Here is a 21,064-nt window from a genome sequence, read left to right as displayed (position 1 = left end):
GCATTCTCGGAAAACCGCCGTTTCTCCCGGCTGTTTCTGCATCAGGCAAGCTCGATCGCGGCCACAATAATGCTTCACGCGAGTCATTCCAAGCTGATTTACGATGCGCTATCTGTTGTCCTGCGGATGCAGCAGAGGTCCATGATGCGGTAGCGTTCCGGCCGCCGGATCTGTCGGAAAAGGCGTAGAAAAGCCGTAAACGACCTGCATTCCAAGGCATGGCGACGGCATTCGAGTAATGGATCTCTCAGGGCATGAAGTTGCGCATCGGTTCTCGCGCGGTAGCGCTGTTGTCAGTGGCAATGTTTTCCACAGCATCGCTTGCTGCAGATATCGAACATCAGACGGATTACAGCATCTCGCTTGCCGGTTTGCCGCTTGCGAGAGCGTCGTTCCATACGGCGCTTGTAAAGAATCGCTACACGATATCAGGAACGCTGCATTCGGCCGGCCTCGTCGACATTTTCAGCCGGACTTCGGGGCAGACCCGTGTTTCCGGCGTCATCGGCCGCGACTATCTGCGCGCAAACGAATATTCGATGTCCTATCGCAGCGGCAAGAAGGGCCGGGCGATCAGCGTCACCTACAGCAACGGCAACGTCGTGCATGCCAGCATGAATCCGAAGCGCACGCCGCTGCCGAAGAACTGGGTGCCGGTGACCTCGCGCGACATGCGCAACGTGCTCGATCCCTTGTCCGGCCTTATCATTCCCGGTAATGCCCGCGTCTGCCCCAATACCCTTCCGATCTTCGACGGCGAATCGCGTCTCGACATCAAGCTGTCGGCGAGGGGGACCAGGCCGTTCAAGACCAAGGGATTCGAAGGCGAGGTGATCGTCTGCGGCATCCGCTTTGTTCCGAAGGCGGGCTACAAGAAGGGGCGCGAAGACGTCGAATATCTCAGGCAGCTGCAGACCATGGAAATCTGGTTTGCCAAATCTGATGTCGTCGATGTCTATGCGCCCGTCTATGTGCGCATCCCGACCAAGCTTGGCCCCGTGACGGTTTCCGCGACGCGATTCGGCGGTTGATCCACCGAATGGTGGAGATTATCACTAACATTTCACGCCGAGTACTAACATTTCGCGCCGAGTCGTGATTTTATCCGCGCCGGTTTCCGCTACAGCGCAGCGCGTCAAACGTGACGTGCTGCGCTGTAGCGCTTGAAGCTTGCTGCATAATTTTCTCCTTAAATCGATTCCGATCTAAGGAATTATGCAGTTGGAGGCTGCACGAGGGGATAAGACATGAAATTCAAGGCAACGTTGATCGGTGCAACCGCCATTTTGATGTGGTCGCTCCTGGCGCTGTTTACCGCTGCATCCGGCAAGATGCCGCCGTTCCAGTTGTCAGCCATCTGTTTCCTCATCGGCAGCATTCCGGGGGTCGTCGTTCTCGCGCTGAAGCCGGAGCGGCTGGCGCTGTTGAAGCAGCCGGCGAAGGTCTGGATCACCGGCATCGCCGGTCTTTTCGGTTATCACTTTCTCTACTTTACCGCACTTCGCAACGCGCCGGCTGTCGAAGCCGGTCTGATCGCCTATCTCTGGCCGCTGCTGATCGTCGTCGGCTCTGCCCTATTGCCGGGCGAGCGGCTGCGCTGGTACCACGTTGCCGGCGCTTTTGCCGGCCTGATGGGAACGATCATGATCATCGCCCGCAACGGTATCGCCTTTGACGACGCCTATCTGATGGGGTACGGCGCAGCCCTGCTGTGCGCCTTCACCTGGTCCGGTTATTCGCTGCTGACGCGCCGCTTCGAGGCGGTCTCGACCGACGTCGTCACCGGCTTCTGCCTGGCGACATCGCTTCTCTCGTTCGTCTGCCATCTTGGTCTCGAGACGACCGTCTGGCCGGAAACGACGTTCGAGTGGCTGGCGGTTGCGGGCCTCGGCCTGCTGCCGGTCGGTGCCGCCTTCTATGCCTGGGACTTCGGCGTCAAGAACGGCAATATCCAGCTGCTCGGCGTTGCCAGCTACGCCGCACCGGTTCTGTCGACGCTGATCCTCATCCTGTTCGGTTTTGCCGAGCCGTCATGGCGTATCGCCGCCGCATGCCTTTTCGTGACGGGCGGCGCGGTGCTGGCGGCCAAGGACATGATCTTTCGTAAGGCGCGCACGGCGGTGCAGCCGGCAGAGTAACCTTCCGGGCGGAAAACCGCTTCACACTTTTCCTGAAAATGCTCTATTTCTCAGGCGGCGCCCAGTCGGGGGCCGCCATCTCGAAGACTGAGAAATCGAAGCCCGGCGCCACCGTGCAGCCGACAAGCGTCCAGTCGCCGAGCGAGACGGCGGATTGCCACCAGTTGGGCGGCACGAGCCCCTGTGGGCGCTCGCCGCCGAGAATGCCGGGGCCGAGGCGCAGAACCGTTGCAGGCTCGCTGTCGGCGGCAATGCTGAGCTCCAGCGGCGCGCCAGCATAGTGATGCCAGACCTCGGCGGCGTCACGTACCCGATGCCAGTGCGAGCGCTCGCCGCGCTCCAGCAGATAGTAGATCGCCGTCGAGTGGCCGCGCGGCCCGCCGTTGGCGTCGCGGAAGGTCTGCACATACCAGCCCCCTTCGGGGTGGCGCGTCAGCCCAAGGATCTCGATGATGGCGGCCGGCGTCAGTTCCTGATCGGCCGTCATCAGAAATTATCCTTGCGCTTGCGGATTTCGGCAAAGACAGCCGCATCGGTCGCCCCTTCCATGCCGAGATGCGCGCGGATCTTCGGGTCGGCGGCGCGCAGGAACGGGTTGGTGCGCCTTTCGAGGCCGATGGTCGTCGGCGCCGTAAAGCCGCCATCGCAGCGGGTTTCTTCGATCTCGGCCGCACGCTCCCTCAATGCATCATTGTCCGGGTCGATCGTCACGGCGAAATGGGCGTTCGACAGCGTGTATTCGTGGCCGAAATAAACAGTAGTGTCGTCGGGCAGGGCGAGAAGTCGGCTGAGCGACTGCCACATCGTTTCCGGCGTTCCCTCGAACAGGCGGCCGCAGCCGAGCGCAAACAGGGTGTCGGCGGCAAAGAGCAGCTTATCCTCAGGAAGGTGGAAACAGATATGGCCGGCGGTGTGGCCGGGCGTCTCGATGACGTCGACCGGGTGGCCGGCAAAATCGAAGCGTTCAGCGTGACGCACGCTCCTGTCGATGCCGGGGATATTGGCCGCCTCTGCCGCCGGCCCGATGATGGTGGCGCCGAAACGATCCTTGAGCGCGACGTTGGCCGCGACATGGTCTCCGTGGTGATGGGTGGTGAGGATATGGGTGAGCGTCCAGCCACGCCGCTCCAGGGCCTCCAGGATCGGCTGCTCCTCGGGCGCGTCGATCGAGGCGGTGGCGCCGCTTACCGGATCGTGCAGCAGCACGCCGAAATTGTCGGTGCGGCAAAGAAAGAGGTCAAGTTCGAGCGCGGCCATGGCGTGTCTTCCGATCGGGCTTCTGCTGCAGGCGCCTTCGATCGCGGTCGATCAAAGGACAAATCATGCGGCGAGTTTAACGCTACAGCGCCCCTTTGCACGCTCTATGAGCATGCGGTGCTGTGGTGACTGCCGCCGAATGTAGCGAGGCTTGCCTTGAAGTCTACCGCTTCAAGGCTAACATGTTGCGCATGCACACCGATATCGTCGACCTCCGAGAATTCTATCACTCCGAACTGGGCCGCATGGCCGAACAGTCCGTCACCATTGCGCTGTCTTCGGTCTGGGCGCGCCTGCCCGAGGAGCGGCTTGTCGGGCTCGGCTATGCCGTGCCCTATCTCGAGCGTTTCCGGAAGGACACGGAGCGGACCTTTGCTTTCATGCCGGCGGGGCAGGGGGCGGTGAACTGGCCGGTTGCCGAGTTGTCGTCGACCGCGCTGGTGTTCGACGAGGAATTGCCGCTGCCCGATTCTTCCATCGACCGGGTTTTGATGGTGCATTCGCTGGAATTTGCCGAAAGCCCGCGCGAGACGATGAAGGAGATCTGGCGGGTGCTGGCGCCGGGCGGCCGGCTGGTGATCGTCGTGCCCAATCGTCGTGGTGTCTGGGCGCGCATGGAGCATACGCCGTTCGGCTCGGGGCGGCCCTATTCGCGCGGTCAGCTGACGGCGCTTCTGCGCGAGACGAACTTCACACCCGGCGCCTCGTCGGAGGCACTGTTCTTCCCGCCGTCGAAGCTGAAGATGATCCTGCGCCTGCGCCGGGGCTTCGAGCGGCTTGGCCGCTCGCTCTGGCCGGTCTTCTCGGGCGTGATCGTGGTGGAGGCGCAGAAGCGGCTTTATCAGGGCCTGCCGGTTGCCGCGCGTGCGTCGCGGCGCGTGTTCGTGCCGGTGCTGGCGCCACAGGGTATCCCGAGCACCCGGGAGCGCCCGCGCGCCCAGCCTTGATCGCCACTCTGCCGGGCTTGCCGACCCTCGACAAATGCCGATTGCGCCGGTATTGGCTTGGCCTCATTTCCTGCCTTGAAAGCTGATCCGATGAGCCTTGCCTCGAAGAGCCCGCAGCCGCGTCCCGGCATTCTGGACATTGCCGCCTATGTGCCCGGCAAGGAGCATGCCCCCGGTGTCGCCAAGGTCCACAAGCTCTCGTCCAACGAGACGCCACTCGGCGCCAGCCCCAGGGCGATCGAGGCCTTCCAGGCCGCGGCCTTCAACCTGGAGCGCTACCCCGACGGCCAGGCCCAGGCGCTGCGCGCGGCGATCGGTGCTGTGCACGGGCTCAACCCGGCAAACATCCTGTGCGGCAACGGCTCGGACGAACTGCTCGGTCTCCTGTGCCACACCTATCTGGCGCCCGGCGACGAAGGCATCATCACGGAGCACGGGTTCGTGGTCTACAAGATCCAGATCATGGCCGCCGGCGGTACGCCGGTCATGGTCAAGGAGCGCAACGCGACCGTCGACGTCGATGCCATTCTCGCGGCGGTCACCGAGCGCACGAAGATCGTCTTCATCGCCAATCCGGCGAACCCGACTGGAACCTATATTCCCGTCGACGAAGTTCGCCGTCTGCATGCGGGCCTGCCCGAGGGCGTGCTTCTGGTGCTCGATGCCGCCTATGCCGAATATGTTCGGCGCAACGATTATGCGGCCGGGCTCGAACTGGTGTCGGCCAACCGCAACGTCGTCATGACCCGGACGTTCTCCAAGATCTACGGTCTTGCCGGTCTGCGTATCGGCTGGATGTACGCTCCGCCGCAAGTGATCGACGCGGTCGATCGCGTGCGCGGGCCGTTCAACCTCAGTGCGGCGGCGATTGCAGCCGGTGCCGCGGCCGTGCGCGATCAGGCCTTCGTCGCTGAGGCGGTCGACCATAACCTCGTCTGGCTGGAGCGTGTCAGCCGCGCGGTGGAATCGATCGGTCTCACGATCACGCTATCGGTTACCAACTTCGTGCTCATCCATTTCCCGGACGAGGACGGCATGCGTGCGAACGACGCGGATACGTTCCTCACTCATCGCGGCTACATCCTGCGTGCGATTGCGGCCTACGGCTTTCCCAATGCCCTGCGCATGACCATCGGCTCGCAGGAAGCCAATGAGGGCGTGATCGCGGCACTGACAGAATTCATGGGACGGAAATGATGACACAGCAGTTTGAAACGATCGCACTTATCGGCATCGGCCTCATCGGCTCATCGATCGCCCGGGAAATCCGAGACAAGCAGCTCGCCCAAACCCTGGTGATCTCGACCCGCAGCGAAGCGACGCTTTCGCGCGCCGAGGAGCTTGGCCTTGGCGATCGCTATACGCTGTCGGCTGCCGATGCGGTGCGCGGTGCCGATCTCGTCATCGTGTCGGTGCCTGTCGGTGCGTCCGGTGCGGTGGCCGCGGAAATCGCCGCCCACCTGAAGCCTGGCGCGATCGTCACCGATGTCGGCTCGACCAAGGGCTCGGTCATCGCCCAGATGGCGCCGCATCTGCCCGCCACGGTTCATTTCGTGCCAGGGCATCCGATCGCCGGTACCGAGCATTCCGGTCCGGACGCCGGCTTCGTCGGCCTCTTCCGCGGTCGCTGGTGCATCCTGACGCCGCCGGACGGCCAGGACGAGGAAGCGATCGCGCGGCTGCGGCTGTTCTGGGAAACGCTTGGTTCTATGGTCGAGCAAATGGATGCCGAGCATCACGACAAGGTGCTGGCGATCGTCTCGCACCTACCGCACATCATCGCCTACAACATCGTCGGCACGGCGGACGATCTGGAAGCGGTGACCGAATCCGAAGTCATCAAATATTCCGCGTCCGGTTTCCGCGACTTCACCCGCCTGGCCGCGTCCGACCCAACCATGTGGCGCGACGTCTGCCTGCACAACAAGGACGCGATCCTCGAAATGCTGTCGCGGTTTTCCGAGGACCTCGCCTATCTGCAGCGGGCAATCCGCTGGGGCGACGGCGACAAGCTGTTCGATCTCTTCACCCGCACCCGCGCGATCCGGCGGTCGATCATCCAGGCAGGTCAGGACACGGCCATGCCGGACTTCGGCCGTCACGCGATGGATCAGAAGTAGCCGATAAACGAAAGAGCCCGGGGCGTGGATCATCCACGCCCCGGGCTCTTTGTATTCTCGCGAAGGCCGCCAGAGCGAGCGGCTTTTCGCTGCACCGGGATCAGAGCGTCGGCAGCACGCCGATCGGGATGAAGGCGAGGAAGGCGGTGCCGTCGCGCACGTTGAGCTTGACTGTCGCCTCGTTCTTGCCGTTGGCCAGCGCCTTCAGCATGTTGGCCGTGTTGTTGACCAGGTTCGCATCGTCGGGGATCAGCGTGACCAGGTTTGTGCGCCAGGCGTCGATATTGGTCATCGTCAGCGAAAACTCGCCGGAGATCAGCCCCTGGTCGTTGACCGAGAAGGGGCCCGACAGCTTGGCGTTCATGCCCGAGCCAAGGTCGACTGTCATCTGGCGCAGTTCGCCCTTGCTCCCGCGCAGCATCGCCGGCGTCGGGATGCCGGAGCCCATCCAGCTCGCCTTGTCGACAAAGGTGAGGTCGGCGGCAAGATTGGCGGGTGGCGCGAAGCTTGCGCCGTTCTCAGGACGAAGATCGAGCTTGTCGACGCTCAAGGCCGCATCGAGATCGTTGCCGTTCTGACGCAGGTGCATTTCGCCGTGGCTGGCGCCGAAGCCGAAGCTGTCGCCGGTCAGCGGCAGACGCACGGTGCCGGTCAGGTTGTCATAGGTCAGCGAACTGCGGTCGAGCCCGGAAAGGGTCGCCCTGACGCTTGCATGCAGCAGCGTCCAGTCGGCCGAGACATTGAGGTCGGGCGAAACGCGCAGTTCGGCCGGACCATCGAGCTCGATGATCGCATGGCTGGGCTGGTAGACTTGTGCCGCGGTCCGAAGCGCGCCGAAGGAGGCGGAGGCACCGCGGCGGGTGTCGTCGAGATTGACCTTGTCGCAGAACAGGCCGATGCGGAACGGGAAGCCGCGCACGTCCATGTTCGTGCACTCGCCGCCGAGCCCGTTTGCCCGGCCGTCCGCGAGCTGGGTCGTCAGGCGCTTCTCGACCTGGTCGGCGACGGCATACCAGCCGGCCGAATAGGCGGCACAGACGATCACTATGCCGGCGATAAGCCAGCGAAACTTCCGGCTGACCGGCGAGGGATTGGCGACTGCGGTTGCGGTCATGGTAACGCGTACTCCACCAAACTCAGATCGCGGCCGCCTTTCGGGTGGCGCCGCCGATCCTGCTTATTATCTTTCATTCTATGCACGGGAACGACTTGTCTCTTCCGTGCCGAGATGCTGTGCCGTAGAAAAACCGACATGGCTGGCCACCGATGAGCCGACGATTCGGCGATGAGCAGACAGCGCGGATTGAATGACAGTGGATATGGACGAATTTTGGGTCTTTGGCTACGGGTCGCTGATGTGGAACCCGGGCTTCCGGTTCGAGGAAAGATCGACGGCGCGGGCATTTGGCTATCGTCGGTCGCTTTGCGTGCGCTCTTGGGTGCATCGCGGTACTCAGCAGCGGCCGGGCCTGGTGCTCGGGCTCGACTATGGCGGCTCGTGCATCGGCGCGGCTTTTCGCATCGACAACGGCGAGAGGGCGGCGGTGATCGACTATTTGCGGGAACGCGAGCTTGTCACGCATGTCTACAAGGAAAAGACGATGCCGGTGCAGCTTGCCGACGGGCGGCGGGTTCCGGCGCTGACCTATGTGATCGACCGCGCCCATGTGCAGTATGCCGGAGCGCTGAGCGCTCCGGAGGCTGCGGCGATCGTCGCCGTCTCGTCGGGAAAGTCGGGTCCGAACAGCGAATACGTGTTCAACACGCTTGCCCACCTCAAGGAGATGGGCATTCGCGACCATTGGCTGGAAGAGGTCGTGGCGACCCTTAACGCATAATGTCCGGGATCAGGCTCGGTTTAGCCGCGGCCCATCGCCTTCAGTTCGGCAAGGCGCTGCTTTGCCGTCGGCGGCAGCGGCAGATGCGGGTTGTTTCTGACCGTCTCGATCAGAAGCTCGTCGCTTGCCGTCTCGGTCACCTCGATCAGCCTGGCGAGGAACTCGTCCGGATCGAGGCCCGCCTCGATCGGCGGCAGCACGCGAACCTTGAAATGGCCGGGGAAACGCAGAAACTTGCGGCGCGGCCAGAACAGGCCTGGATGCATGGCGACGGGCACAACAGGCACGTTGAGGTCACGGTAAAGTCGGGCGATGCCATATTTATAGTGCGGCGGTGCGCCGGGCGGCCTGCGGGTGCCTTCGGGATAGATGATCAGTTCTCGGCCGGACGCCATTTCCTGCTTGGTCCGATCCATGACTTCGGTCATGGCCCGGCCACGCGCGGCACGGTTCACCGGCACCATGCGCTGCTTGCGGACGTACCAGCCGAAGAGCGGGATCCAGGTCAGTTCGCGCTTGAGAATGAAGAAGGGATCGTTGAGCCAGGGCAGGAGCGCATAGACATCCCAGAACGACTGGTGCTTGGGCGCGAAGATGTAGCCGCTCTTGGGGATGTTCTCCAAGCCCTCGATCTCGAAGGTCGTGCCGACAATCTTTTTGAACAGCCAATGATTGCTGCGCGCCCAGTTCTTCGGAACGAACCAGGCCTTCTTCCGCGACACCAGAAAATAGGCCGGCGTGAAGACAATCATCTGCAGGATCAGATTGACGTAGAAGACCAGATTGAAAAGGACCGAACGCAGGACGATCATCAGCAGGCTCTCGAGGCGAGTTCAGGGATATCCAGCCCGTGGGCCGATGGATCGCTGCGTACACGAATAAACGCCGAAGGAAAACCGCCCGTCGTCACTTTGCTGATTAAGGGGTGGCAGCGATTATTCTTCGGCCGGTGTCGCACGCGAGGGAACGGTGCGCAATCCGCTCGCCGGGCGGGCACCGGCCATATCGCGCACGGAGGCGACGGAATACTTGCCGAACTCCAGCAGGATCGATTTCAGCACCATCGGATTGCGCAGCCAGTTCGTCGTCTTGAGGTCGGAGTTGACGACAGGATAGGCGATGAATTCGGTCTCCGGGCGGGCGCGACGCAACTCGAGCAGGCTTCGCGGCATATGGTAGTTGTTGGTCACAACAAGTACGCGCTTGTAGCCGTGATCGCTGATCCATTGGCTCGCCTCGGTCGCATTGCCGATCGTGTCGATCGCCTCGTGGCCGATGTCGACGCAGCATTTGAAGAGATCGGCCGAGCTTTGGGTGTTGCGCCGGATCTGGCTGCCGGTGGTCGCCGGGTGGACGCCCGAAATCAGCAGCCTTTTGCCGGCCCCGGATTTCAAGAGGTCGACCGCCTGATCGATGCGCTGGAAGCCGCCGGTCAAGACGACGATCGCTTCCGCCTTCGGGTCTTCCGGCGGTTGCATGGACGCGACGGTATCGGCGAAATTGAGGAAGGCCGCGACCACGATCGCGAACGGCACAAGCAGAATGAAAAAGGTCCGGCGGAGAATTTTGCGCAAGGGACTACGGGGTCGGCGTTCCTGCTCGGCCCCGCCTTGCCATTTGCCTCCTCCGGCCATCCCGCTCCCGCGAAGTCCTTGCGCCATCATGATTCTCTTCAGATAGCGCCAGATTGCGGCAAGGAATGGATCGAATAAAGGTGAAACATCTGGGCGTCAGCTTTGGTAGGTATCCGTACGTCCGGGATCAGAGCGGATCAGGTCGATCTCGTAGATCGTGCGCGTTACCGTGAGCCGAGCCGTCAGCGTCGTCAACACCGCAATGACGATCATGATGGCAAGAATACCGAGATAGCCACTGTAACCGATGGTGAACGTGCCGAAGAGGGCGGTGGCCTGGTCCGTTTCCGGCGTCGCCAATGTGCGCGATTGCCAGTAGCCAGCAAGCGCGAAGAACAGCGCCGCCAGCAGCCCGCCGGCGCCGGCCCCCTTGAGGCTTATTCTGAGGAAATGCTTCTGGAACTCCGATGCCACGAATCCTGCCTCGGCGCCGACGAAATGCAGCACTTCGACGATATGGCGGTTTCCGGACAGTGCGCCGCGCGTGGCGAAGATGACGGTCAGCACCATGGTCGAGAAAACGAGGATCAGCACGCCGGTCCCGATCATTGCCGTGGTGTTTGCCATCGCCACCAGGCGGTCGACCCAGGTACGGTGATCGTCGAGGAAGGCCTGCGGGATGATCTCGGTCAGCGCCTTGCGCATGGCTGCGAAATCGGGCGGATTGTTTTCATCGATGGTGATGATGACGAGGCGGGGAACGGGCAATTCGTCGAGATCGAGGCCTTCGCCGAGCCAGGGCTCAAGCAGGCGGGCCGTTGCTGCGCGGTCGACGATGTTGCCACCTGTCGCTCCGCTGAAGGTCAGGGCCAGATCTCGCGCATCGGCAAGCGCCTTTTCCATATCGAGACCGTCGTCCGGTTTGATCTGGATGGTGATCTCGCGGGAAATCTGGCTCTGCCAGCTTTGGGCCGTGGCGCGCACCATGCTGACACCGCCGAGCGTGAGGCAGGCGAGGAACGACATGATCGCGATCACGCACATCAGCGCGTGACCGGACACGTTCGTCGACGGCACGATCGGCCCCATCGGGCGCACGCGCATCTCCGTGCGGCGCGGCTGCTGCTGCGGTTCCGGTTGCTGCTCCGGCACCTCATGGGTGCGTTTGGTGCGGCCCTCACTCATAGATATCGAGCCGCCCTTGCGAAAGGATCATGCGCCGCGCCTCGACCTGATCCATCAGCGACAGATCGTGGGTGGCAATGACGACGGCGGTGCCGAGCCGGTTGAGTTCGAGGAAGAGGTTCAGCAAGCGGCGGGCCATCGGCGGGTCGACGTTGCCGGTCGGCTCGTCCGCAAGCAGGATTTCGGGGCGGTCAATCAGCGCGCGGGCGATTGCCGCGCGTTGCTTCTCGCCGCCGGAAAGTACGGGCGGCAGCACATTGATGCGCTCGCCAAGCCCAACCCATTTCAACAGTTCGAGCACGTCGGCGCGGTAGCTCGATTCGTCCTTGCCGCGCACGCGCAGCGGAAGCGCAACGTTCTCATAGGTGGTCAGATGATCGAGCAGGCGGAAGTCCTGGAAAACGATGCCGACGCGCCGGCGCAGCATGGGGAACTCTTCGCGCGGGATCGACGAAATGTTGCGGTCGAACATGCGGATCAGACCGCGCGTCGGCTGCAGCGAGAGGAAGAGCAGGCGCAACAGCGTCGTCTTGCCGGCGCCGGAGGGGCCGGTGAGGAATTGGAACGACCGGCGCGGAATGTCGAAGGTCAGGTCCCGGAGAATTTCCGGCCCCATGCCATAACGCAATCCGACGTTCTCAAAATGAATCAATGGGTACCCATCTCTCTCACGACCCGTGCGGTTCTGCTTGGGGACGGCTATCTGCGCATAGGACGCCAAGCGCCGAAAGGCAAAACCGCCAGCGGAATCATGGTTAAGCAGCGGTTAATTTTTCATGAAAAGACGCCGCTTTCACGGCCTCTTTCCGAAGCATTAACCATTTCGGTTTACGTGTCGGAAAGATTTGATGCAATGCCCTGATTCTTGCACCGCCAGGGATCGGCGCATTGCCCGATGGTTTCGCATGGATGGCAGGTCCGTCCGCGATCCAGGAGGAAAAGGCGATGCAGGCATTCCGCACGAAATCGGCTGGAGCCGCGGCCTATGCCGATCTGCTGCCACCGGACCGCGGTCCACGCGAAGCTGCACCCGCGCCGCGCCGCGTCGACTATGTCGACGCCGAATTCGAGACCGTTTCGGCGACGGCCCGCCGCAATCCCTATCCCGTTTTCAATGACAATCGGCGGCACACTCGACGCCACGGCCCGACATTGACGGTCGTTCGCGACGAGAAGGCCGCCCTCAGGCGCCTGTTGTCTCTCGCCGAGACTTGGTTGCGCGCCATGCCGGCACGCCGGTTCGCCGCGCTTGTCGCAGCTTTCGCCCTTGCGGCGTTTGCGGCTATCATCGTCCTTTCGACCGGTGACGGGGTCGAAAGCGAGCCATTGGCGATCACCGACGTCACTGCGTCGCTCGATTATTCCGGCGGCATGCGGGTACTTTCGGTCTACGGCTCCATCGACAATTCCTCTTCCGCCCTGCAGCGACTGCCGTTGGTCGTGGTGGATGTGGTCAGCAATGGCCGCAAGGTTACGGCGACGCGATTGATGCCGGAGGGTGCCGCCATCGCACCCGGCGAGAGCCGCCGCTTCGTGACCAGGCTCCCATATGCAGGTGGAAAAATGCCCGAGGTGAAGGTTTCCTTCGCCGAAAACGGTGTCTCCGTGCGCTGATTGTGCTAAGCGGGCGCAAAAGGGAAGGCGTTTGTCTTCCGGATGAAACGCTGGAGAAACCGCATGCCCGTCGTTCGCGGAAAGAATATCGAGCCCCTTTATACGGCAGAGACGATCGCCGCACGCAACACCGAGCTTGCCGACATGATCGTCGAGGGTCCGCACAAGGACCTTCTGGTGATCGCGGTGCTCAAGGGCTCGTTCATCTTTGCCGCGGACCTGATCCGCGCCATGCACAACACCGGCCTGGCACCGGAAGTCGAGTTCATCACGCTGTCGAGCTACGGGCTCGGCACGGTCTCCCAGGGCGTAAAGATCATCAAGGACATCGATAGCGACGTGCATGGCCGCGACGTGCTCCTGATCGACGATATCCTGGAATCCGGGCGCACCCTGCGTTTTGCGAAGGAACTGATGTACGAGCGCGGCGCGCGCAACGTCACCATTGCGGTGCTGCTCGACAAGCGCGTCAAGCGCAAGGTCGAGCTCGAGGCCGACTATGTTGGCTTCGAATGCCCTGATCATTTCGTCGTCGGCTACGGCATGGACGTGGCTTACGCGTTCCGAGAACTGCCCTTCGTTGGCGTCGTCACCGGCGACGCCGAGTAGAGACGAGAATGTGCAGCGCTGCGGCGTTTGAGATCGCGGCGCTGTAATGACCTCCAGGCCGCGTTCAGCGCTCGAAGCAGGGCCGCTGTAAAACGCGCATTCCGAAATCCAGCCGCCCGGCGTTTACCGAACACAAAGAAAAAGCTGGTTGTTTGGGGTCGTGTCGCGTTTCGCCCCCTGGGATGCCACGTGCCGCTGCGGACTGCCTCACGATTCTTGTGAGTGTTGCCGTATCCATTGGAATGGGCCGGCCTCTTCGCGAGAGAGCCGTGCCGTTGCAGCGAACGCGGGAGGCCATGATGGCGAAGATCCTGATTACCGAGGACGAGGATGCATTGCGCTCCTTCGTCGCCCGGGCCTTGAGGCTCGATGGACATGAGACCGTGGAGGCTGGAGACGGCGCAGATGGGCTTGCCTGCCTGCAGACCGAGAATTTCGATCTGCTGCTGTCAGATATCCGCATGCCCGTCATGGACGGCATCGAATTGACGCATCAGGCGTCCGCAGCCTTTCCGGCGATGAAGATCCTGCTGATGACCGGTTACGCCGAACAGCGCGAGCGGGCCGACGATCTCGCCGACAAGATCGTCGACGTCATCTCCAAGCCCTTTTCCCTGCCTGACATCCGCAAGGCGGTGGCCCTGGCGCTCGCTGCCTGACGGGTCCCCCTCCATCGCCCGATCGTGGGCGAGGCATTGATTGTTTGGCGATCTGACAAATTGAATACGGCCCTGGCGCGTTTCCGCTCCAGGGCCGTCGTCGTTTCCGGCTCTTTTGGCCGAGGGTCAGCGCATGTCGAGCAGGCGTTCGAGATACTGGCGCTCGGCCTCGGGCGACAGCGTGTTGCCAAGGCGGCGGCGGATTTCGTCGAGAATCTCACGCGCCCGCTGGGTGTCGATTTCATCGGGAACTTTCACCTGGTCGCCGAAGTCCGGACCGGCATTCTGCTGGCGTCGACCGAGCGGGTCGCGACCATTCTGGCCGTATTGCGGGACGCCCTGACCGGGTCCTTGTCCCTGGGCCTGCATCTGGTTCATCATGTCCTGGGCGCCGTCACGCAGCGCCTGCAGTGCGCGGCCCTGGCTGCCGACGGCCGGTTCGCCCTGGCCCTTGCCAAGGGAGCCGGAGGCGCCTTCCATTTCGCGCTTGGCGTCGCCGAACCCCTTGCCGGGCTTGATGCCAAGGCTCTCCAGACCCTTCTGCAGTTCGCCGAGTTGCTTGCCCAACGCATCCTGCTGCTGCTTCAGCTGCTTCAGCGCTTCCTTCAGTTGCTCGGCGGTCATGTCGTCGAGCGGGCTGGGCTGGCCGTTCTCGTCACCACGCTGGCCCGGATCCTGCGGCATGTCCTGACCATAAAGCTCGTTGTCCTCGCCCTGCAGCGGGTCGCCGCGCTGCATGCGGTCTCGCTGCGCCTGGTCGAGCTTGAACGTCTCGTCCATCAGCTTTTGCTGCTCCTGCATCAGCTGGCCGAGCTTGTCCATCTGCTCGCGCATGGCGTTGTTCTGTTCGCCCATCTGTTGCTGGCCGCGGTTGGCCTGCAGGTTGTTCATCAGACGCTGAAGCTCCGACAGCATCTGACGGGCCTGGTCGCGCGCACCCGATCGCGCCAGGTTCTCGATCTGGTTCATCATCCTGTCCAGATCCTGTTGGCGCAGAACATTGTTCTGATCCGGATTGGCGGCCATGCGCGGGTTTTTCGCGGCCTCCTTGGCCAGCGCCTGCATATATTCCTGCATGGCCTCGCGCAGTTCCTTCATCAGCTTGGCGATTTCCTCGTCGGGCGCATTGCGATCAAGCGCATCCGACAACGCCTGTTGCGCATCGCGCAGACGTCGGTCGGCGAGCGACAGATCGCCATCCTCGATGCCTAGCGCGATTTCCCAGAGATGCTTGGCGGCGTCGCGCAGCATGTCGTCGTTGCGCGCCAGCGCCATGCGCGAACGTGCCGATTTCAGGAGCAGGAAATGGGTGAGGTTGGGGATCGTTTCCTCGGCGAAGCTGGCGATCGCGTCATTGAGGTCGATCGCCCGCGGCAGGTCGTTGGCGTTGAGTGCAAAGACCTGTCGCTGTTCGGCAACGGCGCCCGCCAGCGGATTGAAGAATTGCCGCGCCGGAAGGATCATGTCCTGCGGCACGCTTCTCCCCTCCTGACCGGCGGCATCGCGGGCAACGAGGGTGACGCGAACGCGCTTGCCGGCCAGCGGATGTTCGCTGAGGTTGCGGCTGGTCGTGCCCTTGGCCTCGCGGGCGTTGCGGCGCGGCAGGTCGAGACGATACTCGGGAAGCGGATAGAGCGGCCGTGCGTCCTTCGCCTGTTCGTCCAAAGGCTTGATCTCAGCCCAGGCCTGAGCGATGCCGTAGTCGTCGCTCGCCAGGAAGGCGATGTCGAGCGAGGCATTTGGGGTGGGCTTTGGCAGGCCGTCAAAGGCGATCTGAGGCACGCTGTCGGGGGTGATCTTGAACGTCCACTTCTGGCCACCGACGGAGAGTTCGCCGTCCTTTACGATCTTGTAGAGGTGATTGCGCACGGCATTGTCGGGCGCCTTCTGGGCGGCCGGTTCCGCTGACGCAGTCTTTTCGTCCGGCTTTTCCCCGGCGGTCGGGATGACGATCGCGTCGGCCGATCCGTGTTCCGAATAGCGGACGGCTTCTTCCGTGCCGGCGCCAGTGACGCGCACGGTCAGATCGCTGAACTGCGGAATGGTAATCGCCGCCGTTTCGTCAGATGGGGACGCGACGCCCTGGCGGCCCGTGAGGAAGACGGGCGCACGCCCGGTATAGGCGGGCGGTGTCACCCAGGCATCGACCCGGATGTCGGCGACTTCGCTTGCTGGCTGCGGCAGGTGGAAGGCGTCCGAGAGAAGCCCCGCCCGGTTGGAATAGGAATAGGCGAAAGCGACGCAGGCGATCAGAACCGGCAGCGCCCGCAGCGCGAAAGGGTCGTGGCGGGCAATGTCGGGACGCGGCAGGCCCGTGTCGAGGGCACGGATCATCCCCGCCATGCGCGTCTGATGTTCGCGCCACAGCGCCTCGCCGAAGGCGCCGCCGGTTGCCGGAATGTCGTCCTGAACACGGATCGCCTGGTGGGGAAGGGCGTTGCGCTCTTCCAGCATCCGATCGGCATCGACGTTCCCAGGTAATCTCAACCGGGTCAGCGGAACGAGGGAGGCGATGAAGGCGACGAGAAAGCCCAGAAGCAGGGCGGCATGCAGCCAAAGCGGAGCAATGCGGAAGAGGCCGAGCCAGGCGGCCGACAGAAACAGGAGCACGATCGAAGCGGGAACGAGGGCGCGCGGCAAAACCTGCTCGGCGATCAACACCGCCCGCGCGACAAACCTTTTCAGCGCCAGCGTTCTGGCAAACGACTTCGGTTGTGGCGTTTCATCCTGCCGGAATTGCGTCATCCGCCCAAGTTCCCTTTCGGTCGCTCATGACCGCTCGTGACCGACCTATTGAATGATCAGGATAACATCGTTTGTGGCGAAGACGAGGGCGACAACAAAATCGTGATCGCCCGCGCGGGCGATCCACAGATCATCGTCCGATCCGAAAGACTGCTCAGTCGAGCCAGTCCGGAACCGAATCAAGCCCGATCAGGTCATCGTAGCTTTGGCGCGGCCGGATCACGTGGAAGCGATCGCCCTTGACCAGCACTTCCGGGATCAGCAGCCGGCTGTTGTAGGTGCTCGCCTGGACAGCGCCATAGGCGCCGGCAGAACTGATGGCGAAGAGATCGCCCGGCTTCGGCATGGCCATTTCGCGGTCAAGCGCCAGATAGTCGCCGGTCTCGCACACCGGGCCGACGACGTCGGCCTTGATGCGGGGCGCATTGGCGGCTGAAATGCGAACCGGCCTGATCTCGTGATAGGCCTCGTAGAGCGTCGGGCGGATCAGGTCGTTCATGGCGCCGTCGACAATGACGAAGGTCTTGTCGCCGCCATCCTTGACGTAGATGACCTCGGTCACGAGGATGCCGGCGTTGCCGACGATCAGCCGGCCCGGCTCGGTGACGATCTTGCAGCCGAGCGACTGCAGCTGGCTCTTGACGATTTCGGCATAGGCATCGGGCAGCGGCGGCGGATTGTTGTCTTCCTTGTAGGGAATGCCGAGACCGCCGCCGATATCGACGTGATCGATCGCGTGGCCGTCGCTGCGTAGCGTGTCGACCAGTTCGCGCAGCAGCTTGAAAGCGTCGTCGAAGGGCTGCAGCTCGGTGATCTGGCTGCCGATATGCATATCGATGCCGGTGACCTGGATGCCGGGCAGTGTCGCGGCATGGGCGTAGACGGCGCGGGCACGCTCCCACGAAATGCCGAACTTGTTTTCCTTCTTGCCGGTCGAGATCTTCGAGTGGGTGCGCGCGTCGACATCCGGGTTGATGCGGAAGGAGACGTGAGCACGCTTGCCGGCGCGAACGGCGCGCTGGTTCAGGACCTCGAGTTCCGGTTCGGACTCGACGTTGAAGCAGTAGATGCCGGCCTCGAGCGCCAGGTCCATTTCCTGCGGGGTCTTGCCGACGCCGGAGAACATGATGCGGCTTGCCGGAATGCCGGCGGCCAGCGCGCGGCGCAACTCACCGCCCGACACCACATCGACGCCGGCGCCAAGGCGCGCAAGCGTCTTCAGCACGGCCTGGTTCGAATTGGCCTTCATGGCGTAGCAGACCATCGCATCGACGTCGGCAAAGGCCTTGGAGAAGACCTTGTAGTGCCGCTCGAGCGTCGCCGTCGAGTAACAGTAGAAGGGCGTTCCGACGGCGCGGGCGATGTCGGTCACCGGCACGTCTTCGGCGTAGAGAATTCCGTCGCGGTATTCGAAATGGTTCACGGGGCGTGGCTCGGCTTAGAGGAGGGGATCGAGCAGGAAAGGGCGGTCGTCAGCCTGTTCTTTCTTTTCGACAGTTCCGGCAGGGGCCAGGGTGTTGATCGGCGCCGTCGAGCCGGGTCGGTCGAGGTCGCCCTTGCGTCCACAACCGACAAGAACCAGCCCGGGGATCGCCAGAAGAAGCGCAAACCGGGCCGCCTTCGTGAATGTCATCGTGATTTTCCTTCGCGGGGACTGATGCTGGTGCGATGTCTTATCGATTTTTCCGGCGCTTGTGCACCCTGATTCTGCGACGGGATTCAGCCCCTTGCGCTCAGGCACGTCGTTGCCCCGAAACCGCAACGCGGTCTCGGGGGACAAGCATCAGTTGCGCGCGCGCCACCAGGCGATCTGCTTGCGAACCTCGTTCGGTGCGGTGCCGCCGAAGGACGTGCGACTGGCGACCGAGGCCTCGACGGTCAGCACGTCGAACACCTTGGCGGTGATCGAAGGATGGATCGACTGCAGGTCTTCAAGCGAGAGGTCGGCGAGGTCGCAGGCCTTCTGTTCCGCAAGGGCGACGGCGCGGCCGGTGACATGGTGGGCGTCGCGGAAGGGCAGGCCGGCCTCGCGTACCAGCCAGTCAGCAAGGTCGGTCGCTGTCGAATAGCCGGAACCGGCAGCCGCCTTCATCCGGTCGGCCCGAATGGTCATGTCGCGCACCATGCCGGTCATCGCGGCAACGGCGAGTTCGAGGCTCTCGGCCGCGTCGAAGACCTGTTCCTTGTCTTCCTGCATGTCCTTGGAATAGGCGAGCGGCAGGCCCTTCATGACGGTCAGAAGCGCGATCAGCGAGCCGTTGATGCGGCCGGTCTTGGCGCGCACCAGCTCGGCGGCATCGGGGTTCTTCTTCTGCGGCATGATCGAGGAGCCGGTCGAAAACGCGTCGGACAGACGAATGAAGCCGAACTGCGGCGTCGACCAGATGACGATCTCTTCGGCAAGGCGCGACATGTGCGTGGCGGCGATTGCGGCAATCGACAGGAATTCGAGCGCGAAGTCGCGGTCCGAAACTGTGTCGATCGAATTGCGGGTGGGGCCGGCAAAGCCGAGTGCGCTCGCGGTCATGTGCCGATCGATCGGGAAGCCGGTGCCGGCAAGGGCGGCCGCGCCGATCGGGCTTTCATCCATGTGCTCGATGGCGTGGCGCACGCGCGAGCGGTCGCGGCCGAACATCTCGACATAGGCCATGCAGTGATGGCCGAAGGTGACGGGCTGGGCCGTCTGCAGATGGGTGAAGCCGGGCATGACGGTCTCGGCATGTTCCTCGGCGCGGTCGAGGAAGGCGGCGATCAGGCCGGTCAGCGCCTTTTCGGTCCTCTGCAGCTCTTCCTTGACCCACAGACGGAAATCGAGCGCCACCTGGTCGTTACGCGAGCGGGCCGTGTGCAGCCGGCCGGCGGCCGGGCCGATCAGGGTCGCAAGCCGGGCCTCGATGTTCATGTGGATGTCTTCGAGGCGGCGAGAGAATTCGAACTGGCCGCTTTCGATCTCTGACAGGATCGTGTTGAGACCGTGAACGATCTTGTCTTTGTCCTCGGCCGAAATGATGCCTTGATGCGCCAGCATGGTCGCATGCGCTATTGAGCCGCGGATGTCCTGAGCATAGAGCTTCTTGTCGAAGCCGATCGAGGCATTTATCTCCTCCATGATCGCGTCCGGACCCGAGGCGAAGCGACCGCCCCACATCTGGTTGGAGGTTTTTGTCTCGGAATTGCCGTCAGCCATGAAGAATGCCCGCCTTGGAGAATGAAATGCCGGACCAGAAGAAATCCCCCCCGGCCGTGAAATTGTTCGCGCTCGCCGCCTTGTTCGGCGTGATCATCGGTGCGGCTGCGGTATACGTGAAGGAGACGGGGTCTGGCAATGCCGAGCCGACCGAAACGGCAGCTGCCGTCTGCCCGTTGACGGGCGAAAAGGTCGCCTCGCTGACGCCGTTCATGAAGGGCCAGGTGGCGGCGATGTCGCCGGCCGCCTCGCCACGCCCGATCGCACTCGATTTCAACGACCCGGACGGCAAGCCGACGACGGTTGCCGCCTTTGCCGGCAAGACGATGCTTGTCAATCTCTGGGCCACCTGGTGTGGCCCCTGCCGCGAGGAAATGCCTGCCCTCAACGCGCTGCAGAAGTCCCTCGGCAGCGACAAGTTCGAGGTGGTCGCGATCAACATCGACGTCGGCGACGACGAGAAGCCGAAGGCCTTCCTCGACGAGACCGCCGTGCACGACCTGCGCTACTATCGCGATGCGTCAATGGGCGTCTTCAACAATCTGAAGAAGGAAGGCCTTGCCTTCGGCCTGCCGGCAACCTTGCTGCTCGACGACAAGGGATGCCTGATCGGCTCGATGAATGGCCCGGCGGCCTGGGACAGCGACGATGCCAAAGCGCTGATCAAAGCGGCCACGGGCGGGTAGGCGTCACTCTCCGTGGGTTGTGGTGCGGTTGTCGCGCAACAGGTGCCACTGCACCTTGTGGGGGGTGAAATGCTCTGCCGCTGCACGTTCCCACAACGGCGTGGGATGGTCACCAACGATGAAGATGTCGGTCGGCGGCAGGTTCGGGTCTGTGGCAATAGACGCGACGCCGTCAAAAACGTCAGCCCACAGCTCGGTCAGCTCGCAGACTTTCGTATTGGCAATTTCAGCTGCGTCACTGCCGCATTTGAAATTGCCTCCCTGCTTAGGCACGTAAGGTATATGGGAATTTAGTGTCAGCCAGTATAGGAGTTTCCGCTCAGCCGGGTTTGTCGTCAGCCGGTCGCGGACGGCACTTGCAATGTCGTTGTCGCACAGACCCGTGAAAACGCTGCCGCAGCGCTGGTGAAACCTCACATGGGAACCTCTGTGTCAAGTTAGTTAAAACATGTCGTCATCCTCAAAGTATCGGTTCCAGGTTCCAAGCCCGTCTGTGCGACACGGC

At 62.9% G+C, this 21,064-nt stretch carries 22 protein-coding genes; 10 read left to right on the top strand and 12 right to left on the bottom strand.

Annotated elements, in window-relative coordinates; all coding sequences use genetic code 11:
• The first annotated feature begins 254 nt into the window (after positions 1-254).
• Complete coding sequence (locus tag ASD52_RS33710) at positions 255-1,031, top strand: DUF3108 domain-containing protein (protein WP_025424652.1); 777 nt, start codon at positions 255-257, stop codon at positions 1,029-1,031.
• 216 nt (positions 1,032-1,247) lie between these two features.
• Positions 1,248-2,138: an EamA family transporter gene (locus ASD52_RS33705; RefSeq protein ID WP_025424651.1), complete on the top strand. Its 891-nt coding sequence runs from the start codon at positions 1,248-1,250 to the stop codon at positions 2,136-2,138.
• A 43-nt stretch (positions 2,139-2,181) separates the two neighbouring features.
• On the opposite strand, the gene ASD52_RS33700 is transcribed toward ASD52_RS33705, so the two are convergent.
• On the bottom strand, positions 2,182-2,625 hold the full coding sequence (locus ASD52_RS33700; protein WP_025424650.1) for a cupin domain-containing protein: 444 nt from the start codon (positions 2,623-2,625) through the stop codon (positions 2,182-2,184).
• Positions 2,625-3,395, bottom strand: a complete 771-nt coding sequence (gloB, locus tag ASD52_RS33695) for a hydroxyacylglutathione hydrolase (RefSeq protein ID WP_025424649.1) — start codon at positions 3,393-3,395, stop codon at positions 2,625-2,627. The genes ASD52_RS33700 and gloB overlap by 1 nt, the downstream gene beginning before the upstream one ends.
• A gap of 182 nt (positions 3,396-3,577) precedes the next feature.
• Here gloB and ASD52_RS33690 point away from each other — a divergent pair, with 182 nt between their 5' ends.
• The 3 genes from ASD52_RS33690 (at position 3,578) to ASD52_RS33680 (ending at position 6,462) form a co-directional block, all read left to right on the top strand.
• Complete coding sequence (locus tag ASD52_RS33690) at positions 3,578-4,342, top strand: class I SAM-dependent methyltransferase (protein WP_025424648.1); 765 nt, start codon at positions 3,578-3,580, stop codon at positions 4,340-4,342.
• A 90-nt stretch (positions 4,343-4,432) separates the two neighbouring features.
• Positions 4,433-5,539 carry a histidinol-phosphate transaminase gene (gene hisC, locus ASD52_RS33685; protein WP_025424647.1) on the top strand — a complete coding sequence of 369 codons (1,107 nt, stop codon included), beginning with the start codon at positions 4,433-4,435 and terminating at the stop codon, positions 5,537-5,539.
• Positions 5,536-6,462: a prephenate/arogenate dehydrogenase family protein gene (locus tag ASD52_RS33680; protein WP_025424646.1), complete on the top strand. Its 927-nt coding sequence runs from the start codon at positions 5,536-5,538 to the stop codon at positions 6,460-6,462. The genes hisC and ASD52_RS33680 overlap by 4 nt, the downstream gene beginning before the upstream one ends.
• Before the next feature lie 100 nt (positions 6,463-6,562).
• On the opposite strand, the gene ASD52_RS33675 is transcribed toward ASD52_RS33680, so the two are convergent.
• Positions 6,563-7,576, bottom strand: coding sequence for a DUF2125 domain-containing protein (locus ASD52_RS33675; RefSeq protein WP_025424645.1), 1,014 nt, complete (start codon positions 7,574-7,576; stop codon positions 6,563-6,565).
• Between the two features lie 193 nt (positions 7,577-7,769).
• Between ASD52_RS33675 and ASD52_RS33670 the strand changes: the two genes are divergently transcribed.
• Complete coding sequence (locus ASD52_RS33670) at positions 7,770-8,300, top strand: gamma-glutamylcyclotransferase (RefSeq protein WP_038575656.1); 531 nt, start codon at positions 7,770-7,772, stop codon at positions 8,298-8,300.
• A 20-nt stretch (positions 8,301-8,320) separates the two neighbouring features.
• Here ASD52_RS33670 and ASD52_RS33665 read toward each other — a convergent pair whose 3' ends face one another.
• The 4 genes from ASD52_RS33665 to ftsE all read right to left on the bottom strand — a co-directional run bounded on the left by ASD52_RS33665 (position 8,321) and on the right by ftsE (position 11,711).
• Positions 8,321-9,112, bottom strand: a complete 792-nt coding sequence (locus ASD52_RS33665) for a 1-acyl-sn-glycerol-3-phosphate acyltransferase (protein WP_057206564.1) — start codon at positions 9,110-9,112, stop codon at positions 8,321-8,323.
• A gap of 123 nt (positions 9,113-9,235) precedes the next feature.
• Positions 9,236-9,934: a YdcF family protein gene (locus ASD52_RS33660; protein WP_025424643.1), complete on the bottom strand. Its 699-nt coding sequence runs from the start codon at positions 9,932-9,934 to the stop codon at positions 9,236-9,238.
• A gap of 96 nt (positions 9,935-10,030) precedes the next feature.
• Positions 10,031-11,059, bottom strand: a complete 1,029-nt coding sequence (locus ASD52_RS33655) for an ABC transporter permease (protein WP_025424642.1) — start codon at positions 11,057-11,059, stop codon at positions 10,031-10,033.
• Positions 11,052-11,711: a cell division ATP-binding protein FtsE gene (gene ftsE, locus ASD52_RS33650; protein WP_063934108.1), complete on the bottom strand. Its 660-nt coding sequence runs from the start codon at positions 11,709-11,711 to the stop codon at positions 11,052-11,054. Before ftsE ends, ASD52_RS33655 begins: the two co-directional genes overlap by 8 nt.
• 257 nt (positions 11,712-11,968) lie before the next feature.
• On the opposite strand from ftsE, the gene ASD52_RS33645 reads away from it, so the two are divergent.
• The 3 genes from ASD52_RS33645 to ASD52_RS33635 all read left to right on the top strand — a co-directional run bounded on the left by ASD52_RS33645 (position 11,969) and on the right by ASD52_RS33635 (position 13,941).
• Positions 11,969-12,673, top strand: coding sequence for a hypothetical protein (locus ASD52_RS33645; RefSeq protein WP_225906529.1), 705 nt, complete (start codon positions 11,969-11,971; stop codon positions 12,671-12,673).
• A 63-nt stretch (positions 12,674-12,736) separates the two neighbouring features.
• Positions 12,737-13,282, top strand: coding sequence for a hypoxanthine phosphoribosyltransferase (hpt, locus tag ASD52_RS33640; RefSeq protein ID WP_025424639.1), 546 nt, complete (start codon positions 12,737-12,739; stop codon positions 13,280-13,282).
• A 299-nt stretch (positions 13,283-13,581) separates the two neighbouring features.
• A complete protein-coding gene (locus ASD52_RS33635) occupies positions 13,582-13,941 on the top strand; it encodes a response regulator (protein ID WP_025424638.1) in 360 nt (119 codons plus the stop codon).
• A gap of 126 nt (positions 13,942-14,067) precedes the next feature.
• Here the strand turns inward: ASD52_RS33635 and ASD52_RS33630 are convergent, their stop codons facing one another.
• The 4 genes from ASD52_RS33630 to argH form a co-directional block, all read right to left on the bottom strand.
• Positions 14,068-16,686 carry a TIGR02302 family protein gene (locus ASD52_RS33630; protein ID WP_025424637.1) on the bottom strand — a complete coding sequence of 873 codons (2,619 nt, stop codon included), beginning with the start codon at positions 16,684-16,686 and terminating at the stop codon, positions 14,068-14,070.
• Between the two features lie 154 nt (positions 16,687-16,840).
• A complete protein-coding gene (gene lysA, locus ASD52_RS33625; RefSeq protein WP_025424636.1) occupies positions 16,841-18,109 on the bottom strand; it encodes a diaminopimelate decarboxylase in 1,269 nt (422 codons plus the stop codon).
• A gap of 15 nt (positions 18,110-18,124) precedes the next feature.
• On the bottom strand, positions 18,125-18,319 hold the full coding sequence (locus ASD52_RS33620) for a lipoprotein (protein ID WP_038575652.1): 195 nt from the start codon (positions 18,317-18,319) through the stop codon (positions 18,125-18,127).
• 150 nt (positions 18,320-18,469) lie between these two features.
• Positions 18,470-19,873, bottom strand: a complete 1,404-nt coding sequence (gene argH, locus ASD52_RS33615) for an argininosuccinate lyase (RefSeq protein WP_025424634.1) — start codon at positions 19,871-19,873, stop codon at positions 18,470-18,472.
• Between the two features lie 26 nt (positions 19,874-19,899).
• Between argH and ASD52_RS33610 the strand changes: the two genes are divergently transcribed.
• Entirely contained in the window at positions 19,900-20,559 is a 660-nt protein-coding gene (locus ASD52_RS33610; protein WP_025424633.1) for a TlpA disulfide reductase family protein, read from the top strand.
• A gap of 3 nt (positions 20,560-20,562) precedes the next feature.
• On the opposite strand, the gene ASD52_RS33605 is transcribed toward ASD52_RS33610, so the two are convergent.
• Positions 20,563-20,976 carry a hypothetical protein gene (locus tag ASD52_RS33605; RefSeq protein ID WP_057226548.1) on the bottom strand — a complete coding sequence of 138 codons (414 nt, stop codon included), beginning with the start codon at positions 20,974-20,976 and terminating at the stop codon, positions 20,563-20,565.
• Between the last annotated feature and the right edge of the window lie 88 nt (positions 20,977-21,064).

This window comes from Ensifer sp. Root142 (assembly GCF_001426785.1).
In the GTDB taxonomy this organism is placed as follows: domain Bacteria; phylum Pseudomonadota; class Alphaproteobacteria; order Rhizobiales; family Rhizobiaceae; genus Ensifer; species Ensifer canadensis.
This window is presented reverse-complemented; position numbering and strand designations above follow the sequence as displayed.